Source organism: Nostoc edaphicum CCNP1411 (assembly GCF_014023275.1).
GTDB lineage: Bacteria > Cyanobacteriota > Cyanobacteriia > Cyanobacteriales > Nostocaceae > Nostoc > Nostoc edaphicum_A.
Genome location: NZ_CP054698.1, coordinates 4,669,761 through 4,694,212, shown reverse-complemented (window position 1 = coordinate 4,694,212; position 24,452 = coordinate 4,669,761). Strand labels below are relative to the sequence as shown.

Genomic DNA, 24,452 nt, shown 5'->3' with positions numbered 1-24,452 from the left:
ATTTGTCATTTGTCATTTGTCATTTGACCAATGCCCAATGCTCCATGCCCAAATACTGTTTTGGAGGTCAGAAAATGCCATCAGCGTTTTCTCAGCAATATTTAGCTGAACAACTCACCCAAACCTTGGGTGAGTCGCTGTCAGACGGGGAACTTGACAGGTGTCTCAGAGGGCTGGAAATTGTCGAACCATCAGTAGCAAAGCAGTTTTGGCACGCAACTACAGCCCAGCCTGGAATTTATATTGTCCTGACTGGTAAAGTCAGATTGTTGGATAGCTCTAATAACTTAATTACTACTCTGTTATCTGGAGCATCATTTGGCGAATTGACTTTATTTCCAAGAGAGGAATTCAGTCCTTATGTTGCTAGGGCTTCGGTAAACTTACAGCTTTGCTATATCAACCAAGAGATTTTACAGGAGATTATTCGCACACATAGCAGCATCCGCGATCGCCTTTTAAGACGTGCAGAGGTTTGGGATTTGCTGTTGTTATGTTGCCAGAACTCCCTAATTGGGCGTAATGGCTCTGTGGAGGAGATGTTTAAAGCTTTATGCCTATTTGAGCGGCACAATCTGGAAAGTGGTTCCCTGAGTGCCAATCTCACTAGAGATATCAAGCTTTGGTTACTGTATCGCGGAGAACTGCTGGATTCTAACGGGCGAAGATTCACACCTGGAAACATCTATCTAAATCCAAAACAAGGAAGTTGGGAGGTAGGGCAACCAGCGATCGCTTACAGTTTAAACAATGCTGATTGGCAAACAGCATTACAGCATTGGCCGCAATTGGCAGAGTTAATAGATTTCCAAGAGAGATTGGGGACAGGGGACAGGGGACAGGGAACAGGGGACAGGGGATTAGGAAAGGCTTTTGACAATCCCCAATACCCAATCCCCAGTACCCAATCCCCAGTACCCAATCCCCAATCCCCAATCCCCAGCATTGAATCAAAGCAAAGGAGACAACGGGCGTACTTTCCTAGCCCAACAGTCAGGGCGGGACATTGGTTGGGACGGTTGACTAAACGGTATCCGTTCTTTGAACAACAAAGTGCCTCTGACTGTGGTGCAGCTTGTTTGGTGATGATTAGTCGCTATTGGGGTAAGCGCTTTAATGTCAACCGCATACGGGATTTAAGCAACATCAGCCGGAGTGGGGCATCAATGCGGGGTTTAACAGCCGCCGCCGAAAATATTGGTTTTGCTACTCGTCCAGTGAAAGCCAGCTTTGATAAATTAGCCCAACAACCCTTACCTGCGATCGCTCACTGGGAGGGTAAGCACTACATTGTTGTCTATGAAGTCAATAAAAAACGTGTGATTGTTGGCGACCCTGCTATTGGTCAACGCATCCTTACCCCTAGCGAATTTAAAGCTGGTTGGACTGGTTATGCACTGTTATTACAACCTACAGACCTACTTAGAGAAACCGAGGAAACGATTACACCATTTTGGCAGTTTTTTGATTTAGTTAAACCTCACTCGCAAGTACTGCTAGAAGTGTTTATTGCTTCGGTATTAATTCAGTTATTTGGATTAATTACACCTCTATTTACTCAGTTGCTCTTAGATAGAGTAATTGTCCAAGGTAGTACCCTGACTTTAAACGCCATTGGTTTAGGGTTGCTGATTTTTGGTTTTTTCCGGGTTGCTCTCAGTGGACTGCGGCAATATCTCCTGGATCACACAGCAAATCGCTTGGGATTAACACTGATGGTAGGTTTTATTAAACATACCTTTCGTTTGCCCTTAGCTTTTTTTGAGTCGCGGTACGTTGGCGATATTGTCTCTCGCGTCCAAGAAAATCAAAAAATTCAGCGCTTTCTAACTGGAGAAGCACTATCAATTGGTTTGGATTTAATGACGGTGTTTGTCTATGTAGCATTGATGTTTTGGTATAGCTGGCAAATGGCATTATTCAGTTTAGCGATCGTGCCGCCTTTTGTATTACTAGCATTCGTAGCTACACCTTTCTTACGCCGCATCAGCCGCGAAGTTTTTAGTGCTTCAGCTAAAGAGAACAGTTATCTGATTCAATCCCTCACAGGTATTCGCTCAGTTCGCTCTATGGCAATTGAGCAAACAGTCCGCTGGCATTGGGAAGAACTGCTGAATAATGTCATTAAAAAGACTTTTAGCGGACAGGTAATTAGTAATCAACTCCAAGTTCTCAGTTCTAGTATCGAATCGCTAGTAACCACAGGGTTACTTTGGTTTGGTGCATGGCAGGTAATTCAAAACCAATTAACAATTGGACAATTAGTAGCCTTCAATATGTTGTTAGGAAACGTTATTCGACCTTTTCAACGGTTGATTGTTCTGTGGAATCAATTACAAGAAGTGATTATTTCCACTGAGCGAATTAATGATGTTTTGGAAGCAGAACCAGAAGAAGATTTACAACATCAGCCCCGCCAATTCTTAAGTATTCTACGTGGTCATATTTTATTTGAGAATGTGACTTTTCGCTATCACCCAGAAAGCGATATTAACGTGTTAGAAAACCTCAGCTTTGAAATCAAACCTGAGCAAACTATAGCAGTTGTAGGGCGTAGTGGTTCTGGCAAAACTACCCTTTCTAAATTGATTTTGGGACTATATCTGCCGACGGATGGCAAAGTATTGATTGATGGTCAAGATGTGACTAATATTGCCCTGCGATCGCTCCGTTCTCAAATTGGCGTTGTAGACCAAGATACATTTTTATTTGGCGGTACAATCCGCGACAACATTAGCATTGCTCATCCAGAAGCTTCCCAAGAAGAAGTTATCGAAGCGGCGCGTCTAGCGGGAGCAGATGAGTTTATTAAGCAAATGCCAATGGGCTACGAAACCCAAATTGGTGAAGGTGGGGGTATGTTATCCGGTGGACAACGCCAACGCCTAGCGATCGCTCGTGCTTTGTTAGGAAATCCCAGCTTCTTAGTATTAGATGAGGCAACCAGTCACTTAGACGCCGAATCTGAGCGGATTATTCAGAATAACCTCAAAAAAATTCTCCAAGGACGCACAAGTTTAATCATTGCTCATCGTCTCTCTACTGTGCGTCATGCTGATTTGATTTTGGTTTTAGATCGGGGAATTTTAGTCGAAAGCGGTACTCACGATCAATTAATCGCCAAAAAAGGTCATTATTTCTATCTCAATCAGCAACAACTAGCGCAAACAGGTTGAATGGGAATTGGGAATTGGGAATTGGGCATGGGGCATTGGAAATGGGGCATGGGAATTAAGAGACAAGGACGATTAAAGACTTGTTCATCTCTCTTAAAGACTCATTAACGGAGATAAAAGCCTCATTAACGGAGCTAAAAGACTCATTAATGGAGCTAAAAGACTCATTAACGGAGATAAAAGCCTCATTAACGGAGCTAAAAGACTCATTAACGGAGCTAAAAGACTCATTAACGGAGTTCAAAGCCTCATTAACGGAGCTAAAAGACTCATTAACGGAGCTAAAAGCCTCATTAACGGAGCTAAAAGCCTCATTAATGGAGCTAAAAGCCTCATTAACGGAGCTAAAAGACTCATTCACGGAGTTCAGAACCTCAATCCCAATGCCCAATCATACCCAGCCAATGCCCAATGCCCCATGCCCAATGCCCCATGCCCAATTCCCAATCCCCAATTCTTATGCCAAACCCATCTAATAATTCATCATCCGCCTTCGCCATAGAAAAGCCGACTGAATTTCACCTGGCTGAAGACGCAAGTGCCATTATTGATCCTCAGACGCAGAAAACATCTGAAGAGAACGATTGGTTTTACGGCACTGAGGAACTGCTAGATGCCTTACCAAAAATCTGGACGCGCTCCATGTTGTATTTACTGGTGGGCTTTGCTGCGATTATCTTACCTTGGGCAATGCTTTCTAAAGTTGATGAAACAGGAAGTGCTAGAGGGCGAATGGAACCGGAAGGAGCAACCCAACAATTGGATAGTCCAGTTATTGGTAGCGTTACTGCTGTCAACGTCAAAGAAGGCGCAACCGTAAAAGCAGGAGAGGTTTTGCTGGAATTGGAGTCTGATGTGCTGCAAACAGAATTGCAGCAGATGCAGACAAGACTAGAAGGTTTATTAAATCGGCGATCGCAACTCGATCTCCTCAAAAACCAAATTCTTTTGACAATTAATACCCAAGAGCAACAAAATAAATCCCAAGAATTGGAAAAAATTGCCCAAGTTAGTCAGGCGCAGCAAAACCTTGATGCTAAACAGAGTACTTACAACTTACAACGACTGGAAAAACTGGCTCTAGTAGAACAGGCTAACCAGAATATCAGTTCTACCCAGATTGCTCAGAAGTTAGCGAAGAGTCGTTTAAGACGAGATTTTACAGAAGTTGCGCGTTATCGCAAACTTTTGCGAGTGGGTGCGATTCCCCAAACCAAACTTGTGGAACTGGAAAAAACAGCGGAAGAAAGCCAACGCTTGCAAGAGCAAACAAAATCTGATATTACACAAGCCCAGTTGCGTTTAAAAGAAGAACTGAACCGCTATCAGTCGTTGATGAGTCAAGCTCAATCAGATATTCAGCTTTTCAAACTTCGCTTACAAGAGCAGCAAAGTGGCTATCGCAGTGTAGTGCAAGCAGGTAGACTGGCGGTGCTGAGAAATCAGGAACAGCTTAAAGACTTACAAACACAAATTAGTAACCTGCAATCAGAAATTGCTCAAACTGGAAGCCAGGTGACATCCTTGCAACTACAAATGCAGCAACGAGTAGTGCGATCGCCTATTGATGGCACAATTTTTGAGTTACCTATCGAAAAACCAGGCTCAGTAGTCGAACCGGGACAGATGATTGCCCAAATTGCGCCTAACAATACACCCTTGATTTTAAAAGCGCAGATGCCCAGCCAACAAAGCGGTTTTTTGAAAGTGGGAATGCCAGTTAAAATCAAATTTGATGCTTATCCCTTCCAAGATTATGGGGTAGTGCAAGGGCGCGTTAGCTGGATTTCACCTAACTCGAAAGTTCAGACGACTAATCAAGGTAGCATCGAAACCTATGAGTTGGAAGTCTCCCTAGATCAACCCTATATCCAAAATGCCAACAGACGTATTCCCCTAACACCAGGTCAAACAGCAACCGCCGAGGTGATTATTCGTCAACGCCGCGTGATGGACTTTATTTTAGATCCGTTTAAGAAGTTGCAAGAAGGTGGTTTAGAGCTTTAGCAATTAGAGGTTGAAAAGTAGTTACCTGTGATTTTAGGCACTTGTTAATCCCCCCTTGCCAAGGCTACGGTGTACACACAAGTTATCGAATTACCCCACCCTAACCCTCCCCTTGCAAAGGGGAGGGAATTAGATTTTCTTGTTTCCCCCCTTTGCAAGGGGGGATTAAGGGGGGTAATTTGACTTGTGTGTATTTTAAGTAGGGAACCGGAATTAAAGTCCTCTTTTGAAAATGCTTAACCGATAAGTATTGTTACTACATCTATTTATCAAAAAAACAAATATAATTTATATTTTATAATATATACCTTCTGATTACATCAGATAAAATATTCGAGTTACTATTATATAAAGGCAATAATAGTTGCATCTAAAAAATAACAAAGACACAATTATTATTGTCTAAATAAAATTGAAAACACCCTATTAATTTAGGTTACCAATTGGAGGAATTAGAATATGTCAAAACTATTGACTGTTTCTCCTGATGATATTCTTGACCACATAAAGCTTTCTTGCCAAATCCCTAGCGTATTGGAGGCGATCGCAACTCGTAAAATTGTTGAAGATGAAGCTAAAAAGGTAGGCATTGAGATTGGTTTAGAAGAACTGCAAAATGCAGCAGATAGCCTGCGTTTAGCCAACCAACTTATCAAAGCAGAAGATACTTGGGCATGGTTAGAAAAATATCATCTTTCTTTAGACGACTTTGAAGCAATAGCCGAAACAAACCTATTATCTGCTAAATTGGCAAATCATTTATTTGCAGAAAAAGTCGAATCATTTTTCTATGCACACCAACTCGATTATGTTGGAGCAGTGACATACGAAGTGGTATTAGATGATGAAGATTTAGCTCTAGAAATGTTTTATGCCTTGCAAGAAAATGAAATCAGTTTTCAAGAAATTGCCCGCCAATACATTCAAAATACTGAAATACGCCGTGCCGGAGGATATCAAGGAATACGCCTCCGTACCGATTTTAGACCAGAAATTGCAGCAGCAGTCTTTGCTGCTAGTCCCCCACAAATTCTCAAGCCAATAACTACTCCCAAAGGAGTGCATATAATTGCAGTCGAGGAAATCATTAAACCTCAACTAGACGAACAGCGGCGGCTGCAAATAATGGGAGACTTATTTGCTAATTGGTTAAAAGCACAAATCGCTGCCTTGGAGATAGTGGCAAATCTTACAAAGGTTGTAAATCCTCAACCATCTAAAGATATCCTAATACAGGCTTAACCTCTAATTCCCTCCTTAAAAAGGAGGGTTAGATAGGACTGTAAATAGTTTTCAGGTAAATAGATAATGCGGTAGGGCACAGCATTGCTGTGCCCCTACGAGAGATTCAAATCTCGTTTCCAGCCTCTGGGCTGGAAATGCTGCTCTTGGCGGCTCTGCCGCCAGCAAGGGAGGCGGAGTCTCTAAGATGGCGTTCCCAGCCGGAGACTGGGAACGAGACACGAGACAATATCTAAAAGCTGTTTATAGATAGGCTTTCGGGTTAAGTTGACACCAATGAGCATTGCTGTGCCCCTACGACAGATTTGGTTCAAATACATGAAAACTGCTGTAATACCATTTTACGAAAATCTTGATACATATAGATTTTTCGTAAGGGTTTAGCACTGCTAAACCCTTACCCACTCAATACTTCTCGGTTAAGGGTAAAAGGGGAATGGGAAAGGGAAAAGAAAAAACCTTTACCCCTTAACCTTTAACCTTTTCCCCAAACCCGATTCCGAGTTAAAAGTGATTAACCGAGAAGTATTGCTTACCCACTACCTTTACCGATACCTATTTGAATCCAGCTTGATTCTAGTTTGAAAAGTCCTAAATTCTGATTATCAGTTTGACGACGATTTGCTTTGCTAAGTAGCCAGTTATTTTTCATTAATCGAAGATAGGTGCGCGAGGGTATATATTCTAGAGGATTGTAGCCACTAAAACGGAGGAGTAAAACACAAGCCCAGGAATACTTGCCCGCAGAAACAGCTTTGACGATCTCTTTTAATTCTTCATGATTGAAGTTGAATTTGTTATCTAATGCTTTATGAGACTCGGAGAGTTTTTTAGTCATATAATTACCTCGTGAGCGAAAATATGATCTTGGTTAGCACAGTTTTAGGTAGCAGAGATCCTCAACCCCCGGCAATTCGGGGGCTTTGAATGCTTAACCGTATTTCATAAATTCAAAGAAGTATAGATATCATCCGAGTTAGGATTGAGGTAAGAGCGTTGCAATTCAATTTTGCACAAAGAGAAATGTCGCAGAATTGATGTCATCCGTCCTGCTGGCGTATCATCTCCTTCATGCCAAGCCTCAAGCAAAGCATTGGCAACAATTTGACAGCGGTTTGTACCAAAACTTTCTTTATCAGCAAATTTGCGGTCTGGTTCTTCAGCGATCGCCATCCCTGGTGCTACCATTTTGGTAAATAAAGGCACTTGCTCGCCAAAATGGGATTGATGTTCTGCATACACCCTCTCTAATATTGGGTGAACAGTTTCGTAGTTGCTTTTGCCAAAATAAAGCACTGCTGAGTCGTAACGCTCATAGTCGGAAGGATTATATAGTGCTTTGAATGAAAAGAAAATGGGGATAGCGTTGAGTTGGGCAGTTAAACTATCCATGACTGCAACTGCACCCTCTGAAGTTAAATTGAAATAAACGCGCACCAGATTTTCTCGATTTGAGGGAGTTCCGGCATTAGCAACCGCCATATAAAATCCGTTTTGCACTAGATTTTTGGGCATTTTAATCGTCACTAAATTACCGACAGTAACAGGTTGGTTTGTTGGTTGCAGATCGATATCAGGTTCAATGTGCAGTATTAAAGCATTTTTCTCAACTGCCAAAGTACCATCAGTTTCTTCTTTCACTACCAGCCAATCAGGACTCCAGTAGCCTTCGCTTCTGTTGCTTTCATGCAAGCGATCGTAAAATGCTAAATCTACACCCAACAAGGTATTATTTTCTAGATTTTGATTCAGTGCCAAATTTGTTACCTTTGCATCGGGTGCAAGGGCACTTTTCAAAGAGCCATTGTAATATATACCGTAGAGAAAACTACGCAGTTGCAGACTCAAAAAGCTATTTTGGAGTTCTAAGGGTAATTGCTGAAAGCGAGAGACTGATGACTCTGGCAATTCCAAGGGTTTGTAATCTGGGTGTTTAATACAATAGTGAGACTCAATCTGAAGTTGATTAATGATGTCTTGTAGCGATGTCTGCAATGGCTCTGGAATATCTGGTAGTTGAGTTTCTAGCGAATCTAATAGTTGCATAAGGTACTTGTTTGTGAATTGGGCATTGAAAAGAGGCAGAGGGGCAGGGAGCAGGGAGAAGAGGAGAAAGAGGTAATTTTTTATTTTCCCCCTGCCCCTGCTCCTCTACCCCCCTGCTTCTTCCTCATCTCCCTCATCCTCTAAACGGGAGCAAGGTCTGATATTTGCATTCCGAAAATTGTTGGAATTGATGCTTCTGGACGGCACAACAAACTTTTAGCAACTTGGAGCATACATATACCAGAGTTACCAAAGGTTTTTTCGTGCTGGAGTGCGGCTTGAATAGCTTGAATTAAAGCTAAACCACAAAATTGCACAACTCGTTGCAAGAAATCAGGACGATGCTGTAAGATTTCGGGAAAGTAAGCTAAATAAGTAGTAAGCATGGCTGTAATCGAAGGCTGAATCACTTGTAGAGGGGTTGTTGCTAGGCGTAAAGACTCTTCGATCGCAATGGATTTACTGGTAACTAAACTGTACAGCCAAAATTGTAAATAACTAGCGATCGCTTTTCCCAAATCACTAGCTGGATCTCCCCAACGACAGCGTTCCCAGTCAATGAATCGAACAATGCTCTCATCTGAGAATGATTCATCGAAAAATACTGCTTCCCAATCGAGGGATAGAAGAATATTGTTTAACTTCAGGTCATTATGGGTTAGACAACAAGGGGTGAAAGCGTTGGTTAAATTTGCGATCGCCTGTCCCAGACTGTCGTAACGTTGATAAAGGCTAAAAAATTTCAGTCCATCAGCAGGAACTCGTCCAAAAATTTCCGGGGTAATCCTATCCAATCCACGAATTAGCTTAGGAGTTTCTTGACTGGACGCATCCTCTGACTTTTGAAAAAATGCCCGATAGTTTTGATTGTCAAAAGTTATGCGATGAATTGATGCCAGAGTAGCACCGACTGCCGCCGCAATCTTAGTTGGAAAGAAATTCTCCTTCAGGTAAAAATCGTGTAAATCCCGATAATTGTTCAGATAATTAAAAACAATGATGGAATTTTCCGCGTCAAAATGCACTGCTTCCGATAAATAAGGACGAATGTGGCTGATTTCTGAGAATGTTTGGAAAAAATTGTGAATTTGCCATTCCTGCAAAAACTCACCAGCAGTTTTGCCTTCTCGGTTCAGACGTTCTTGCTTAACTAAGAGTTGTCGTCCATCTGGAAAAGTCAGTAACAAGTTAAAATTTTTAGCAGGTTTTAGCTCGATTTGACTCAAAGACTGCTCTTGTTGAGTACACAAACCCTGAGAAATCAGGTAGCTAAAAACATTTTGAGAACTTAATAAAAATGGTGGCATAGCGTCAGAAAAATCCTAGCTTAATCAACTAAAGTTATTTGATTAGTTAAAATTTGTTGATGGCAAATCAATACATTGCAGATTTACCATCAGATTGTGATGCAATTTTTTTAAGTTACGTTCCCATTAGGATTAAATGACTTTGCTAGCAACGTATTATTGTAGATCGCAAAGGAAAGTAACATAAATTCAAGGCTCTTTACACCAAAGTTAAGCATTTGAGTAAAGTCATCTTCTTCACCACCATATACAAGCATAGAATCCATATAAGTCAGGTCGGTCAGGTAATTTTCTGAATCAGCAGGGCGCAGTTCAGAAATTTTTATATTTGACATTTACTCCATTCCAGAGAATTATTTATTCATCGCTAAATTTGAATTAAATTCAAGTAGCGAAGAACTAAAAATTCTGAATAATCATTGAGAAAATTTTTCTCGGCTCTCCTGGTTTATTAGTACTTAAAAAGCCTCATGTGTTATGCCATCTCACGAAATACCTGATACATTCTCCTTTCAGTACTTGCTCAATTCCTTCCTTTTCAGGAGGATTAATTGAATTTAGTTGCATCTAGGTAGCGCTGATGCCAAACTCAAAATGATAATTTTTTGCACATGATTTGTTTCTTTACTATTAATCCCAGAAAAGCCATTTCGCTCATCAGTAAACTACAAATTAAACACCCTCGCTGAATGACTTAGCTAGGGATACAACGTTATTGATGCCAAAACCTACTACAGAGAATTCAAACCCCTTAATACCATATTCCAGCAACTGCTCATATCCATAGCCTTCACCACCATTTATAGATATAGAATCCATATCGCTCAAGTCGGTGAGGAAGTTTTCGGAATCTTGGAATAATTCTGAGCCAGCAGGATGCAATTCAAAAAGTGTAATCTTAGTCATAATTAATCCCCAAAATAATTGTGGTCTTTAAGTAAAACTCGTGGGTAGTAAAGCTTTAGATAGCCAGATTTGTCGTCATTCAATCAACTTTATAGTTCTTAACTACACAAATCTGTTTTTTCCTTTTATATTAGGAAAGCTAGATGGCTTAGTATCGAACTATGAGTTAATTTCTTAACCACAAGTGCTATTAGCAGAAGCAATGCTAGTTCCACTGAATGACTTAGCTAGGGATACAACATTATTGATTCCCAAACCTAAGAGTGCGAACTCATATCCCTTAATTCCATAATCTAGTAATGGGTCAAATCCGGCGCCGTGACCACCATAAACAGAGGTGGAATTTGCATCACTCAAATCATTGAGAAAGCTTTCGGAATCTTGGAATAGTTCCGAACCCGCTTGCAATTCAAAAAGCGTAATAGTAGCCATGATTTATTCCTAAAAACCTTGTGAGATGTAGTTGGATATTACTGCTTTTAGCTAGCTCTTTTGTTTTTCTTAGTAATAAAGAATATTCTGTTTTTCAGATACATGTGTTTCTTTTTTACTTGATTTACAAAAGAGCTAAAGAGCTTAGGTGTAATTACTAACTAATATTACAAGAACCCATTCCCTTCGCTGAATGACTTAGCTAGGGATACAACGTTATTGATTCCTAAGCCTAAAATAGCGAATTCATATCCTTTAATTCCATAATCTAGAAATGGATCGAATCCGTCGCCTTCACCGCCATATACAGAATTCATTTCGTTCAAGTCGGTGAGAAAGCTTTCGGAATCTTGGAACAGTGCCGAGCCAACTTGCAATTCAGAAAGTGTGATATTAGCCATGATTTTCTCCTAAAAAATTTGTTGCAATGCGTTTTTACTCCTGGCTCTCTTGGATTTTGAGTTAGAAAAAACCTTATGTTTATCACATATATTTTTTAACTTTGATCACAAAAGAGCCGTGCAACTCAGTAGCTAACTATTAATTAGTCAGCATCACTTAATGACTTAGCTAGTGATACAACGTTATTGATTCCCAAGCCTAAGATGGAGAATTCAAAGCCCTTGGCTCCATAGTCTAGGAATGGATCAAATCCGTAGCCTTCACCGCCATATACGGTATTCACGTCGTTCAAGTCGGTGAGAAAGCTTTCGGAATCTTGGAACAGTGCCGAACCAACTTGCAATTCAGAAAGTGTGATATTAGCCATGATTTTCTCCTAAAAAATTTGTTGCAATGCGTTTTTACTCCTGGCTCTCTTGGATTTTAAGTTAGAAAAAACCTTATGTTTATCACATATATTTTTTTTACTTTTATCACAAAAGAGCCGTGTAACTCAGTAGCTAACTATTAATTAGTCAGCATCACTGAATGACTTAGCTAGGGATACAACGTTATTGACACCCAAGCCTAAGATGGAGAATTCAAATCCCTTGGCTCCATAATCTAGAAATGGATCGAATCCATAACCTTCACCACCATATACAGCATTCATGTCGTTCAATTCGGTGAGAAAGCTTTCAGCATCTTGGAACAGTGCCGAGCCAACTTGCAATTCAGAAAGTGTGATATTAGCCATGATTTTCTCCTGAAAAATTTGTTGCAATGCGTTTTTACTCCTGGCTCTCTTGGATTTTAAGTTAGAAAAAACCTTATGTTTATTACATATATTTTTTTAACTTTTATCACAAAAGAGCCGTGCAACTCAGTAGCTAACTATTAATTAGTCAGCATCGCTGAATGACTTAGCTAGGGATACAACGTTATTGACACCCAAGCCTAAGATGGAGAATTCAAATCCCTTGGCTCCATAATCTAGAAATGGATCGAATCCATAACCATCACCGCCATATACAGCATTCACGTCGTTCAAGTCGGTGAGAAAGCTTTCGGAATCTTGGAACAGTGCCGAGCCAACTTGTAATTCAGAAAGTGTGATATTAGCCATGATTTTCTCCTGAAAAATTTGTTGCCATGCGTTTTTACACTACTACATCTGGTTGGCTCTTCTAGATTTTTGGTTTAAAGAAACCTCATGTCTGTCACATATATTTCTTTTTTCCTTTAATCCCAGAAGAGCCATTTAGGTGAGAGAGTAAACTACAAATTAAACATCTTCACTGAATGACTTAGCTAGGGATACAACGTTATTGACACCCAAGCCTAAGATGGAGAATTCAAATCCCTTGGTTCCATATTCCAAGAATGGATCGTATCCATAACCTTCACCACCATATACAGCATTTACGTCGTTCAATTCGGTGAGAAAGCTTTCGGAATCTTGGAATAGTACCGAGCCAACTTGCAATTCAGAAAGTGTGATATTAGCCATGATTTTTCCTACAACCTCTTGTTGGATATGAACAATTAAGCTGTCTATTGCTTAACTGTTAATGCAATTTTTATCCATAACTTTTAGAGAAATCAAGGCTGTTAACTCGTTAAAAAAGACATAAATAAACTAAATAAGTCTGGATTAACTATTGGAATAATCCTAAAAAATACAATTAGAATTGTTGCTATTATCTAGGATAAAGTGCAATCAAGGAGTGTTGATTGATTTTATATAGTAGTTTTAAATAGGAGTCTTACACCATTCTCAAAACTATAGGGCGGATACTGCTTACCATTTCCTTAAAGCTTGATTTGTAAATTGTCGGTAGCGCCCACGTTACATATTTTTTAGCTAATAATCATAAAAAAAATTGTGCGCTCTAAGATTAATTAGACTTAGAACGCACAAGCTAAATTAATTTGAAAAGTAATTGCAAAAAGATTAGAGACTCTCAACAATTTCTGTTTGCACATCTCCTAATTTGTCATTTAATACATTCAGCCAATTGTCATAACGATCATTGAGTTCACTCACTATGCCTGATGGATCATTGACTGAAGTTCGTGAGCTTCTTCTCCTTCTTCTAGCACCACCTTCTACAGTCTTCATTTCCTGATCGGTAAGTTCATTAAGTTGCTTTTCTTCCCCGATAGGATGCAGGTCGGATATGGTTATCCTAACCATGTGGTCGCCTCCCTAAATACATTGCTATACATTTATATTCAGTTACATAGCCTTGGATAGGATTAAACCTGACATCCAAAACCCTCTCTTATATTTTGCTATGCAATTCAAGAAAATCAAGTTTGGCTGATTAATTTTCAAGACTAAATTAAGGGAGTTTTGTCTAAAGAAGAAACGATTTTATAGCAGTTGAATTTATTGATGTTGCTGAGTATCCCATACAAATAGAGACGCGATTTCTCGCGTCTCTATTTATAGTTTGACTGTAATTTGCAATTGAGCAGCGTCGCTAGTAGTCTGTCAAAATCATTTTGACGCTTAGAGAGACGCGATAAATCGCCGTCTCTACAGGGAATTTATCCATCAATTATTTATTGACAGACTACTAGACATCTATGCCACTAATTCTTCGCCTGTGGCTGCGAACCAGGAATCGTTACATCTATCGGTGTCACCTGTGCTGCTAGTTGCGTCAATGGTGGTTGAATAGCGGTTTGATTTCCCACTACTAAAGTCACGATCTTTTCTGGCTTGAGGTATTCTCGTGCTACCCGTTGCACATCTGCGGCTGTGGTGGCGGCGACGGCTTTTTGATAGCGAAAGAGGAAATCAGCAGGATAGCCGTAATATTCGTATCGCATCAACCGCGATAAGGTTTGACTGGGGTCTTGAAAGTTGAACACAAAGGAGTTGAGTGTGGACTCTTTTGCAAAAGCCAGTTCTTTTGCTGTCACTCTTTGAGTTTGGATGCGCTTGATTTCACCTTGTAAGGCTTTGACAAACTGGACGGTAGCATCCGATCGCGTTTGTCCACCAGCAATAAACATGCCAGGATAGTCGAAACGGGGACTCCACTGGCCATAGACAGAGTAAGCTAAACCTTGGCGCGATCGCAATTCATTAAATAAGCGTCCACCAAATCCATTTAACACTCCATTTAATACATCCAGCGCCGCATAATCGGGGCTGTCGAACCGTCCACCTAAATGGCCGATAAGCACACTACTTTGTGTCAGTTGTGGCTGATTGACAAAAAATACTCCACCTGTATTAGCTGGCAAAACCTTTGGTAATGTCGGTTTAGCAACACCTGGGTTGCGGTTCCAGTCGCCCAACTTAGCTTGAACGAGCGATCGCATTTTCTTAGAATCAAAATCCCCCACAATCCCCAAAATCATATTATTGGGGTGGAAATATTGCTGATAAAACTTGAGCAAATCCTCACGCTCAACCTGATCCACCGTTGCATACTCTATGGTGCGAGCATAAGGGCTATCTTTGCCATAGATCAATTTCTTAAATTCTCGATTGGCAATCCCATCTGGATCGTCATTGCGACGCGCGATGCCACCCTTAGCCTGTGTCTTAGCCAAGTCTAGCTTTTCTTGGGCAAATGCTGGCGATCGCAAAACCTCAGCAAATAGCCCAAATACCGTTTCTAAATCTTCACTGAGGGCGTCAAAGCTTGCACCACCAGAAGCTTCACTAATACTAGTTTCCACTGAAGCTGCCCGTTGTTCCAATATCTCGTTGAGTTCATCAGGCGAATGCTTCTTAGTTCCCCCAGTCCGCATCACCGCGCCTGTAAAACCAGCCAACCCAACTTTTTCCATTGGTTCCAAGCGGTTTCCTGTCCGCACAAACGCCGTCCCATTCACCAACGGCAATTCGTGATCCTCCATCAAATAGACAACAAAGCCGTTTTGAAGCACAAACCGCTCATACTTGGGTAACTTAATCTCAGGTAGCGGTGGCAGTTGCAATTCTGTGTAATGCTTCGCCTCAGCCGTCGCCGCCAGAGAAAAGTTACAAGTTAAAAGTAAACACGCAAAAACAGCAACTAAAGCATAAACAAGCCTCTTCCCATTTTGGATTTTAAACACCATCCGCCTTTTACTCTTCACCTTGTGCCTCTGCATACTCTCTTCCTTAGTATCCTTCGTGGTTCGTTTCTCTTAAGCTTCTTTTGACAACAGCTTACCAATCGTCCGATTTTTTGCCGTAAACGTTTCCTTAGCCACCCGCACAATATCAGTCGTTGTCACCGCCGAAATGTCATCCAATTGCTTAAACAAATTCCGCCAAGAGCCAGTTTTCACCTCATATTCCAACAATTGTTGAGCCATCCCCATATTGGAATCGAGGGTACGTAATAAACTCGCCCGTGCTTGGGTTTTCACCCGTTCTAAATCAGCCACCGCTACAGGCACAGTTTTTAATTTGTCAATTTCTTGACGCAAAGCCACTGCCAACTCATCAACTGTATGACCAGGAGCCGTGAGAGCATAGAACAACATCAGGTTTGGATACTTATCTCCAGGAAATCCGCTAAAACCTTGGGCATTTAGCGCCAAACGCTGCTTTTCTACCAAAGATTTATACAGCCGCGAGGTGCGCCCATCACTTAATAAACTGCCAATGATTTCATAGACTGCATTATCTGGATGAGTAATTGCCGGACGATGATAACCTTCTAAATACCAAGGTTGAGAAGGTAGTTGTAAAGTAACTTCCCGTGTTTGTTGTTGTGGCGGTTCCACCGGGATTTGTTCAACAGCTTTGGTTTTGGCTTCATAGCGGCCAAAATAAGTTTGCGCCAGTTTTTTAACCTCAGCCGGGTTAACATCTCCGACAATGGCAATGGTCAAATTACTTGGTACGTAGTGAGTATCAAAAAACTTTTGGACATCTTCTGGTGTCAGATTGCGAATATCTTCGTCATAACCAATCACCGGACGCCTGTAAGGATGGGCTTTGTAAGCAGTATCGATAAACTTTTCCACCATCATGCCAATGGGTGAATTATCTACCCGCATCCGTCGTTCTTCTAAAATGACATCTCTTTCTTTATAAAACTCACGACGAATTACAGGATCAAGAAATCGCTCCGATTCCAATGACATCCAAAGTTCTAACTTATTAGCAGGAAAGCTGTACAGATAACGGGTAGCTTCAGTTGAAGTATTGGCATTTAAACCCACGCCTCCCGCTTGTTCAACAATTTGCCCCAATTCGTTTTGCTTGACTAGCTTGGCTGCTTGCGATTCTACTTTCTTAAACTCAGCTTCTAGGCGTGCAACCTCATCTTTTTTGCCATCGGTTTTTGCTGTTTTAATTTGGGCATCTAACCGTTCTAAGGTTTCAAGTAGTGGTTTTTCTTTTTTGTAGTCTTCTGTACCAATGCGCGTCGTGCCTTTAAATGCTAAATGTTCCAGAAAGTGAGCTACGCCAGTTTTGCCATCTGGCTCATCCACACCACCGACATTCGCATAAGTAAGAAAAGAAACTACTGGCGCTTGATGTCGTTCCAAGACAATAAACTTCATCCCATTATCTAAACGGAACTCTGTCAATTCTTTAATTACGCGATCTAAATAAGGTTGAATTGAAGTTTGAACTTTAGATGTTGGTGTTTTACTGGGTTGGAGAGTGGTTGGCGTTTGTGCTAACGCCATTTTTGGTGTCCACCCCCACCAAAGAACGACTGTTACTAACAAAATTGCTAACAGCCGCCGGGATATTGAACGACTAGATTGATTCATGAGCTTTAGGACTGTGAGTAATGAGATATAAATGCAATTATGCTCCGCCCCATTGTAAGCGATGAGCGATGCTCCACCGTAGGCGATGGCGTTCCGCCCAGCATAGCTGATCGCACCCATAATCTACGGACGATATCAGCAATCCAGTGCATAATAGTATTCGTGAAGTTTATTATTGTCCACACCGAAGCGCGAAAGGAGCTTGATGAAGCAATAGTGTACGAAGCTCAAAAAGTTGGTTTAGGGCTATATTTATTGACTGAAGTAGAAAAAGTTATTCTAAAAATCCAGCAAAACCCAAGTTTAAGAACTCCACACAAGATTGAAAGGATACGCCGTTATAATATTCAACGTTTTCCTCATCTGATTTTTTATACGGAACTTGAAGAAGTAATTTGGGTTATAGCGATCGCACATTGTAAGCGTAAGCCTAAGAGGATGTTTTAAAAGTAGTTAGCTGTGACTTTAACCGAATTATTACCCCCCTTAATCCCCCCTTATAAAGGTGGGAAACAAGAAAATCCGGTTCCCTCCCCTTTATAAGGGGAGGGTTAGGGTGGGGTAAAGAAATATTTTATACATCAATCATGAGTTTTAAAACATCCTCTTAGAGGACTTTTAAAACATCCTCTAATTACTGGAAACAAAGAAATATTGAAATTTAACAATACCTTCGCCAATTTATGAGGGTGAGATGATGATACTTTAACCATTAACTCCCATTTCTGTGAGGGTTGGCAAAAACAATCAGTACTAAAAATTCCTTTAAGGTTTCTCACAAGTTTTTTTTAACGTATTGACGGCAGGGTAAGGGTTTCAGATTCCAAACCACATTTTCATCAAACCGCTTATATATGCTTAGTTTTGCCGTTTTTGCCAAAATTTATCTAGGCTCTTATTTTGGCAAAGGTATTGTTTAATAAACTTGTTTATTTGTTGTCTGATATTACAGCAAAACTCGTATACTTCCGTACTTTAGGATGGCGAAAGCCGAGAACTATATCTTCTTTAGGCACTCCGGCTTTCAGCAGATCAGTTGCTATACCTTCTTCTGTATCATCATATTGAATCCAAATTTTATCATCAATTAAACTTAGATGAATGGGTGTACTATGAAGATATTTATCGCCACTCCAACCTATGTCCAAAACTAAATATTGTCCACGCTCATCATCAAATAAAACTTGAGAGGTATAACCATCGGGTAGGTTATTTCGGTAATCGGCATGGTTTTGGAGTACACTTTTAATAATATTTGGGTATTTTAATCGGGTATCCATTGCAAGATCACCTCATTTTCATCATCAAAAACAATTAGCTTAATAATTTGGTTTTTGAGTAACACTTGTCCTAATTCTATAGTAAACACGCTGTTAAATGTTAGTTGAGAAACAGCAAGATAAAGCTGGCGATCAGTTCCCATTTCATTCATAATTTGACGATACAGGACATACTGCCCCAATGCTTGCTCTAAATCTTTCACATCAGACTGTCCTACAAAACTCTTCACTTCAACAACAATCCTTTGAGTTTCTTTTTCAGCACTGATGAGACGTTCTGCACCCAAATCGGCAGATAGCCGTTTTTTGCCTATTTGCAATGGAAAGGGATCATGGGTAATTGTCCAGCCATCTTTCTGCAAGGCAAATTTCACAGTGTCGTGGTAAATATCTTTTGCTGGCACACCAAAATCTTAAAATATGAGAATTACAGGGGTATTTATAACCAATTTTAGCTGCATCTAGAGGCAGTCAGATGGTAATTAACAATGGATAGCTGTGATCGCCTCATCATGTCCTAACTTTATTGTATTGCTGTTGGGCTTCTTTCCTCAAACACCACTTGCTACAACTTTGGCAACCAAACCAACGCAGTGGCTCTCCAAGCTACGATACTATAATAATTTACAACTCTGAATGAGTGAAAAGAGCAGCATATAATTTCCTAGTTTTTCTCCATGCTGTTCTATATGCTAATGTCATCAATGGAGGCATCATCATATTAAATATCGATATCGTGCCACAGATGACCACCACCGGATGATTGTTACTAGTAATTAACTTTAAACTCACTAAAAATATTCCTATTAGCATAGGAGGCAATGACAAAAGGTATAAAAAAAATAAAAAATTATATAATCTCACACAAAAATCACCATGTAGTCCAGCATGATAAACTGATGGCAGATGACCTACATAAGCAGTATCAATTGTGAACTGGAACTTATTGATAGCTCTCCATGCTCCATTATTCACATCTGCAATATTCACATACCAGCCAAGTTGTCTGCCAAACTCAAGCATATTTTTTTGTCTAAAATTATAACTGCCTCCACCAACGCTTTGCCAAATGCGTTTCTGCACACTAAAACCAAATTTACCCTTGCTATATTTTACCCAAAGTTGGTCAATTGTCCGCAGGTCGGTGCTAGAAAAATTTTTGATAGATTTAATATCTAACCAACCTTGATTTATTCTGTTTGCTGTTTTCAGCATAACCACAAGAGTTTCCTCATCAGCTTCTTTCCATTTACCCGCTTTGAGTAAATCTCGCAGCTTTTCATAATTTACATTTCTCTCAGACTTTAAATCATCTGATGAAGACTTGGCCGCAGGTTTTTGTATCTGCTTAGGTTGAGAATGTTCATTCTTCACAGGATTTTTTTTCTGAGAAGAACTACCTGAACTAAAACTTCCACTTGTCGTTGGTAATACTTGTGAATATGAATCTGGTTGAGGAGTAACTTTCTTAACAGGTTCTTTTAACAACTCCAACCATTTCTGCATAGACTGGGGGCGATTTTCCGGTTCTAACTCCATCCCCTGGATTATTGCCTGATTTAAGTTATCGTTAAGACTAGGTTCGTGTTGCTGTGGCGGAATTAAGGAGACATTATATATCTTCCTTTCCAGTGCTGCGCCAGGGAGTTGACCTGTAATAGCATAATATAAAGAAGCAGCCAGAGAGTAAACATCAATACTAGGTTCACGTCCACCCCGCATCTGTTCGTAAGGTGCAAAGGCGGGATTAGCAAAAACTTTTGAGCTAATAGTGGTGGGAACAGCTTCGCCAGCAATACCAAAGTCAATTAGCACAGCTTTGCCATCTTGCTGCACCATAATATTACCTGGGTGTGCATCTCGATGTACTAACCCAGCTTGATGCACTACAATCAAAGCTTGAGCAATTTGTTCAAGATACTGCACAGCTACATCTGCTGGTAATTTACCTTGTTGCTGCACTAAACTAAATAAACTCTGTCCTTGTACAAAGTCCATCACTAGGCAATATGTACCGCCTTCATAAAACAAATCCCTAATTCTGACAATATTAGGATGTTGTCTTTGTGATAACTGTTCTAGTCGCCTTCCCTCATCAATAAATCTTTTGACGTATTTGGGGTATTCTGGATCAGTTTGCAAGCTTTCATTAGGTGTTTTAATCACTACTAAGTTATTCAAAAAGGTATGTCTGGCTTTGTAAGTTATACCAAATCCACCTTGTCCTAAAACCTGCTTAATGATGTACTTATCGCCTTGTAACCTTTGCCCAGGTGTCCAAACCATCGATTTATGGTTAAGTATATATCGTGTTCATTATGGCACATACAAACTCTTGATTAATTCATAAACCCATACATGAGTATTTGCTGACCAAAGTTTGAGCATTTTTACATTAATTAACATACTTGGATGCTGCTCAATTTATTGAGAGCGTTAATCTTGTATTACGCTTTCTGTGATTTTTGCCCCTGACAGTAGACAATAATGCTACAAGTAATGTTCCGCACATTTCACCATAACTGTTATGCGAGTTTTTAATTCTTCCCCACCCTCAGAGGCTCAGACGCGCACCCGAATTTTACAGGCAGCACAAAAGTTGTTCGCCTCTCAAGGATTTGATGGCACTACCACCCGTGATTTAGCGCAGGCGGCAGGTGTAGCTGAAGGCACTCTATTTCGTCATTTTCCTAATAAAAAAGCAATTTTAGTGGAAGTAGCCACGAGTGGCTGGGTAGAAATTCTAACAGATTTGCTAACAGAATTGAGTGAAATGGGCAGCTATAAAGCCGTAGCTCAGGTGATGCGCCGTCGGATGTGGAATTTCCAAAAAAATGCCGATTTAATGCGCGTTTGTTTTATGGAAGTGCAGTTTCACCCCGACTTGCGCGATCGCATTCAATTAGAAGTTATTAACAAAATGACCGATGTCGGCGAAGCATTCTTTCAAACAGCGATGGATAAAGGCATTTATCGTCAAACTGACGCCAAGCTAGTTGCCAAAGTTTTTTTAGGAATGTTTGCGATCGCAGGTTTTTCCAACAACACCATCATAGAACCTGACGCTTCCCCCCAACAAATGCAGGAAATGGCCGAAGGACTCGCTGATATCTTCCTTAATGGTGTTTTAGCAAAAGAGTAGGGAATTGGGAATTGGGCATTGGGCATTGGGCATTGGGCATTGGGAAGAAACTTGTTCAATATTTCTCCCTCATCCCCCCTCATCACCCTATCTCCCCCAGTCCCCACTCCCCAGTCCCTAATCCCCAATCCCTAATGTTTTCGCTTGCTGACTCCACTGTTGTACTAGCTCAATTGCTGGACACAAATCTCGTCGCTGCATTGTTGCTACTTGCAAGCGCATAATTTGTTGGTGCAGTCGGTGAGTGGGAGTTTGAGCTAACTGCACTACAGAACCAATACCCGCATGGAGCAATAAACCACAATATTGTGTACCTACACTAGGAATACGCGCCAAGTCAGCTAAAGCCATCCATTTATTTATATGTTGAAGATGAATCTGTAGTTTATTTGCTAATGCTAGTCTTTCTTCTAAAGTTTTCCCTTGTTTGAATAGTACTACTGTGCTACTAATCCCACAATTTTGCAGTTGACATTGTTCCTCGTGGCTCAACCCAGGTAGTTGCTCAATTGGCCAGTCACGAGATTGCATAGTACTTCTACTATCTTTGTGTTTAGCAGACATTTTTCTAAAATATAGGCTTCTTGAAATATTGTGACGCGATCGCGCAAACTACGTTCAAAGTCTTTTACCCCTTTGAACTTGGCAAATGACTCCTGAATTCTGAATTCTACTGTATTTCTTGGAAGTCCCTTACCAAGTTGGATCGCTAAACAAATTAATTGTTAATTCCTTCCGTGGTGGTACTGCGGTGATACAAGCACGGATGATTTCTCCATCCTCTAACTCCACAGTGCAAGCGTGACAAGACCCCATGAGACAACCGGTGGGAATAAATACCCCAGCCCTCTCTGCTACATCTAAGAGGGCTTCTCCCACCTCGGCATCTACTGTGACATCATCTGGTAAAAAGCGGACACAAACAATCATCAGTGTTACGCATTTAATTTAGTCTTGTCATTCGTCCTTTGTCAGTTGTCCTTTGCAAATGACCAATGACAAATGACGGTCTTAACGAAAAAATCTGCATTTCAATGTATTTTAGCTTAAGACAAAAACAGACTTAAATCTAAATGGCTTTCAACTTCAGTGGCTAAAGAGTCCAAAATCTGCTCTCGCTGTTCTCGATAGTTAGCAACACCAGTGGGCAAAGATTTTAAACCCCGCTGTTGACGGAGGCGATTTAACCAAGCCCGTCGCCAAGGGCCGTTATCAAACAGCCCGTGAAGATAACTTCCCCACACCGATTGACAACTATCCACTAATCCTAAATTAATATCGTCAAATAGGGCGTGGTAGGATTGGGGGTCGATACCTTGTTGTTCGATGCGCGATCGCCCTTGGTGGATTTCAAAGCCATTGACTGGCAAGCCCTGTTGCGGATAATTTGAGCTAACTTGGCGCTGGCGAGCGATTTTTTGTCCTGTAATTACAGTTCTGATTGGTAAAAGATTTAACCCTTGAAATCTGCCAGCTTGTCCTTCTATCCCTTCTGGATCGGCGATGATTTGACCAAGCATTTGATAGCCACCGCAGATACCTAAAACCGTCCCACCAGAAGCAGCATAGTTTTGGATGGCTTCTGCCATACCGCTTTTTTGCAGCAGTAACAAATCAGCAATTGTGGTTTTTGTACCTGGAATAATCACGGCATCAGGATGTCCTAAATCTTGCTTAGGACTTAAGTATTTTACTGAAACTGTACTTTCTGATTCTAATGGGTCAAAGTCGGTGAAGTTGGCAATTCTTGGTAAGCGGATAACAGCAATATTGAGATCCGTTTGGGCTTTATTCGACGATGATTGACGTTCTAGCAGGTCAAGGGAGTCTTCTGCTGGAAACATTTCTTGCAAGTAGGGTATAACACCGATCACGGGGATACCTGTCCGTTCTTCTAACCATTTTATCCCCGAATCTAGGAGCGATCGCTGTCCTCGAAACTTGTTAATTACTACACCCTTAATTAGGGCGCGTTCATCTGGTTCCAATAACTCTAGAGTGCCTACTACGTGGGCAAAAGCACCACCCCGATCAATATCAACTACTAACATTGTTGGCGCATTCAAATATTTCGCCACCCGCATATTAGTTAAGTCGCGGTGCTTGAGGTTAATCTCTGCTGGACTACCAGCACCTTCACAAACCAGCAAATCAAATTCTGTTCCTAAATGCTGTAGCGATTCTTCAATTGTCCGCCACCCCAGTTCAAAATATTGCTCGTAGTAATCTGAGGCACTCACTTTACCTACAGACCTACCTTTAATAATTACTTGGGAGGTCATATCTCCTTGGGGTTTGAGTAAAATTGGGTTCATTTCTACCCAAGGCACTACTCCCGCCGCCCAAGCTTGTACTGCTTGGGCATAGCCAATTTCTCCACCACTGGCAGTGACATAAGCATTTAAAGCCATATTTTGACCTTTAAAAGGAGCCACTCGCCAACCACGCCGCGACAGAATACGACAAATAGCTGTGGTTAAAAGTGATTTCCCTGCATGGGATGTTGTCCCCACTACCATAATTGATTTCATAGTTGTTATTTAGTTAGTTTTTCTAGATAAGGGTGAATTTTAGGAGTGAATAGTCACCAGACAATCCATCCATCATTTAAAAAGCAGGAGCAGGGAGCAGGGGCAGGGAGCAGGGAGAAAGGGAGAAAAGTTTTCCCCTGTTCCCCCCGCACCCCGCCCCTCTGCCTCTTTTCCATGCCCAATGCCCCATGCCCAATTCCCAATGCCCCATGCACAAATTTAAGTCAAATGATTATGGTAAAGACTTCATGAATAGATGTGAT

At 40.9% G+C, this 24,452-nt stretch carries 27 protein-coding genes; 6 read left to right on the top strand and 21 right to left on the bottom strand.

Annotation, left to right across the window (positions count from 1 at the left end):
- The first annotated feature begins 74 nt into the window (after positions 1-74).
- The 4 genes from HUN01_RS22315 to HUN01_RS22300 all read left to right on the top strand — a co-directional run bounded on the left by HUN01_RS22315 (position 75) and on the right by HUN01_RS22300 (position 6,425).
- The gene (locus tag HUN01_RS22315; RefSeq protein WP_181928031.1) at positions 75-3,176 is read left to right on the top strand and encodes a peptidase domain-containing ABC transporter; all 3,102 of its coding nucleotides are present in this window, start codon (positions 75-77) and stop codon (positions 3,174-3,176) included.
- A gap of 80 nt (positions 3,177-3,256) precedes the next feature.
- Complete coding sequence (locus HUN01_RS22310) at positions 3,257-3,652, top strand: coiled-coil domain-containing protein (RefSeq protein ID WP_238845540.1); 396 nt, start codon at positions 3,257-3,259, stop codon at positions 3,650-3,652.
- Complete coding sequence (locus HUN01_RS22305; RefSeq protein ID WP_181928030.1) at positions 3,636-5,183, top strand: beta-barrel domain-containing protein; 1,548 nt, start codon at positions 3,636-3,638, stop codon at positions 5,181-5,183. Before HUN01_RS22310 ends, HUN01_RS22305 begins: the two co-directional genes overlap by 17 nt.
- 459 nt (positions 5,184-5,642) lie before the next feature.
- Complete coding sequence (locus HUN01_RS22300) at positions 5,643-6,425, top strand: peptidylprolyl isomerase (RefSeq protein WP_181928029.1); 783 nt, start codon at positions 5,643-5,645, stop codon at positions 6,423-6,425.
- A 51-nt stretch (positions 6,426-6,476) separates the two neighbouring features.
- Here the strand turns inward: HUN01_RS22300 and HUN01_RS22295 are convergent, their stop codons facing one another.
- The 15 genes from HUN01_RS22295 to HUN01_RS22225 all read right to left on the bottom strand — a co-directional run bounded on the left by HUN01_RS22295 (position 6,477) and on the right by HUN01_RS22225 (position 17,236).
- Positions 6,477-6,647, bottom strand: a complete 171-nt coding sequence (locus HUN01_RS22295; protein ID WP_181928028.1) for a hypothetical protein — start codon at positions 6,645-6,647, stop codon at positions 6,477-6,479.
- 310 nt (positions 6,648-6,957) lie between these two features.
- Complete coding sequence (locus tag HUN01_RS22290) at positions 6,958-7,263, bottom strand: HetP family heterocyst commitment protein (protein WP_181928027.1); 306 nt, start codon at positions 7,261-7,263, stop codon at positions 6,958-6,960.
- Between the two features lie 104 nt (positions 7,264-7,367).
- On the bottom strand, positions 7,368-8,471 hold the full coding sequence (locus HUN01_RS22285) for a T3SS effector HopA1 family protein (protein ID WP_181928026.1): 1,104 nt from the start codon (positions 8,469-8,471) through the stop codon (positions 7,368-7,370).
- Positions 8,472-8,611: 140 nt separating this feature from the next.
- Positions 8,612-9,778 carry a phosphotransferase gene (locus tag HUN01_RS22280; protein ID WP_181928025.1) on the bottom strand — a complete coding sequence of 389 codons (1,167 nt, stop codon included), beginning with the start codon at positions 9,776-9,778 and terminating at the stop codon, positions 8,612-8,614.
- Between the two features lie 110 nt (positions 9,779-9,888).
- Entirely contained in the window at positions 9,889-10,113 is a 225-nt protein-coding gene (locus tag HUN01_RS22275; protein WP_181928024.1) for a hypothetical protein, read from the bottom strand.
- A 337-nt stretch (positions 10,114-10,450) separates the two neighbouring features.
- Positions 10,451-10,684, bottom strand: coding sequence for a hypothetical protein (locus tag HUN01_RS22270; RefSeq protein ID WP_181928023.1), 234 nt, complete (start codon positions 10,682-10,684; stop codon positions 10,451-10,453).
- Between the two features lie 174 nt (positions 10,685-10,858).
- Positions 10,859-11,116, bottom strand: a complete 258-nt coding sequence (locus HUN01_RS22265; protein ID WP_181928022.1) for a hypothetical protein — start codon at positions 11,114-11,116, stop codon at positions 10,859-10,861.
- Positions 11,117-11,283: 167 nt separating this feature from the next.
- Complete coding sequence (locus HUN01_RS22260) at positions 11,284-11,517, bottom strand: hypothetical protein (protein WP_181928021.1); 234 nt, start codon at positions 11,515-11,517, stop codon at positions 11,284-11,286.
- A gap of 143 nt (positions 11,518-11,660) precedes the next feature.
- The gene (locus tag HUN01_RS22255; protein WP_181928020.1) at positions 11,661-11,885 is read right to left on the bottom strand and encodes a hypothetical protein; all 225 of its coding nucleotides are present in this window, start codon (positions 11,883-11,885) and stop codon (positions 11,661-11,663) included.
- Between the two features lie 144 nt (positions 11,886-12,029).
- Positions 12,030-12,254, bottom strand: coding sequence for a hypothetical protein (locus HUN01_RS22250; protein WP_181928019.1), 225 nt, complete (start codon positions 12,252-12,254; stop codon positions 12,030-12,032).
- A 144-nt stretch (positions 12,255-12,398) separates the two neighbouring features.
- Complete coding sequence (locus HUN01_RS22245) at positions 12,399-12,623, bottom strand: hypothetical protein (protein WP_181928018.1); 225 nt, start codon at positions 12,621-12,623, stop codon at positions 12,399-12,401.
- Positions 12,624-12,782: 159 nt separating this feature from the next.
- Positions 12,783-13,007, bottom strand: a complete 225-nt coding sequence (locus HUN01_RS22240) for a hypothetical protein (protein ID WP_181928017.1) — start codon at positions 13,005-13,007, stop codon at positions 12,783-12,785.
- Between the two features lie 444 nt (positions 13,008-13,451).
- A complete protein-coding gene (locus HUN01_RS22235; protein WP_181928016.1) occupies positions 13,452-13,694 on the bottom strand; it encodes a hypothetical protein in 243 nt (80 codons plus the stop codon).
- A 401-nt stretch (positions 13,695-14,095) separates the two neighbouring features.
- The gene (locus tag HUN01_RS22230) at positions 14,096-15,613 is read right to left on the bottom strand and encodes a M16 family metallopeptidase (protein ID WP_238845538.1); all 1,518 of its coding nucleotides are present in this window, start codon (positions 15,611-15,613) and stop codon (positions 14,096-14,098) included.
- 36 nt (positions 15,614-15,649) lie between these two features.
- Positions 15,650-17,236, bottom strand: a complete 1,587-nt coding sequence (locus HUN01_RS22225; protein WP_181932778.1) for a M16 family metallopeptidase — start codon at positions 17,234-17,236, stop codon at positions 15,650-15,652.
- 39 nt (positions 17,237-17,275) lie between these two features.
- Between HUN01_RS22225 and HUN01_RS22220 the strand changes: the two genes are divergently transcribed.
- Positions 17,276-17,683, top strand: coding sequence for a type II toxin-antitoxin system RelE/ParE family toxin (locus HUN01_RS22220; protein ID WP_238845536.1), 408 nt, complete (start codon positions 17,276-17,278; stop codon positions 17,681-17,683).
- 482 nt (positions 17,684-18,165) lie between these two features.
- Here HUN01_RS22220 and HUN01_RS22215 read toward each other — a convergent pair whose 3' ends face one another.
- From HUN01_RS22215 to HUN01_RS35580, 3 genes are all read right to left on the bottom strand, one after another.
- Positions 18,166-18,516 carry a XisI protein gene (locus HUN01_RS22215; protein WP_181928015.1) on the bottom strand — a complete coding sequence of 117 codons (351 nt, stop codon included), beginning with the start codon at positions 18,514-18,516 and terminating at the stop codon, positions 18,166-18,168.
- The gene (locus HUN01_RS22210; RefSeq protein WP_181928014.1) at positions 18,501-18,920 is read right to left on the bottom strand and encodes a XisH family protein; all 420 of its coding nucleotides are present in this window, start codon (positions 18,918-18,920) and stop codon (positions 18,501-18,503) included. Before HUN01_RS22210 ends, HUN01_RS22215 begins: the two co-directional genes overlap by 16 nt.
- A 220-nt stretch (positions 18,921-19,140) precedes the next feature.
- Positions 19,141-20,802 (bottom strand): serine/threonine-protein kinase, encoded by a 1,662-nt coding sequence (locus tag HUN01_RS35580; RefSeq protein ID WP_238845534.1) that lies wholly within the window; start codon positions 20,800-20,802, stop codon positions 19,141-19,143.
- 241 nt (positions 20,803-21,043) lie between these two features.
- Between HUN01_RS35580 and HUN01_RS22200 the strand changes: the two genes are divergently transcribed.
- Complete coding sequence (locus tag HUN01_RS22200; RefSeq protein ID WP_181928013.1) at positions 21,044-21,658, top strand: TetR/AcrR family transcriptional regulator; 615 nt, start codon at positions 21,044-21,046, stop codon at positions 21,656-21,658.
- 117 nt (positions 21,659-21,775) lie between these two features.
- Here HUN01_RS22200 and HUN01_RS22195 read toward each other — a convergent pair whose 3' ends face one another.
- The 3 genes from HUN01_RS22195 to cobQ form a co-directional block, all read right to left on the bottom strand.
- Positions 21,776-22,222, bottom strand: coding sequence for a DUF4332 domain-containing protein (locus HUN01_RS22195; RefSeq protein ID WP_181928012.1), 447 nt, complete (start codon positions 22,220-22,222; stop codon positions 21,776-21,778).
- Positions 22,223-22,351: 129 nt separating this feature from the next.
- Entirely contained in the window at positions 22,352-22,588 is a 237-nt protein-coding gene (locus HUN01_RS22190) for a 2Fe-2S iron-sulfur cluster-binding protein (protein ID WP_181928011.1), read from the bottom strand.
- Positions 22,589-22,704: 116 nt separating this feature from the next.
- Positions 22,705-24,189, bottom strand: a complete 1,485-nt coding sequence (gene cobQ / locus HUN01_RS22185) for a cobyric acid synthase CobQ (RefSeq protein WP_181928010.1) — start codon at positions 24,187-24,189, stop codon at positions 22,705-22,707.
- Between the last annotated feature and the right edge of the window lie 263 nt (positions 24,190-24,452).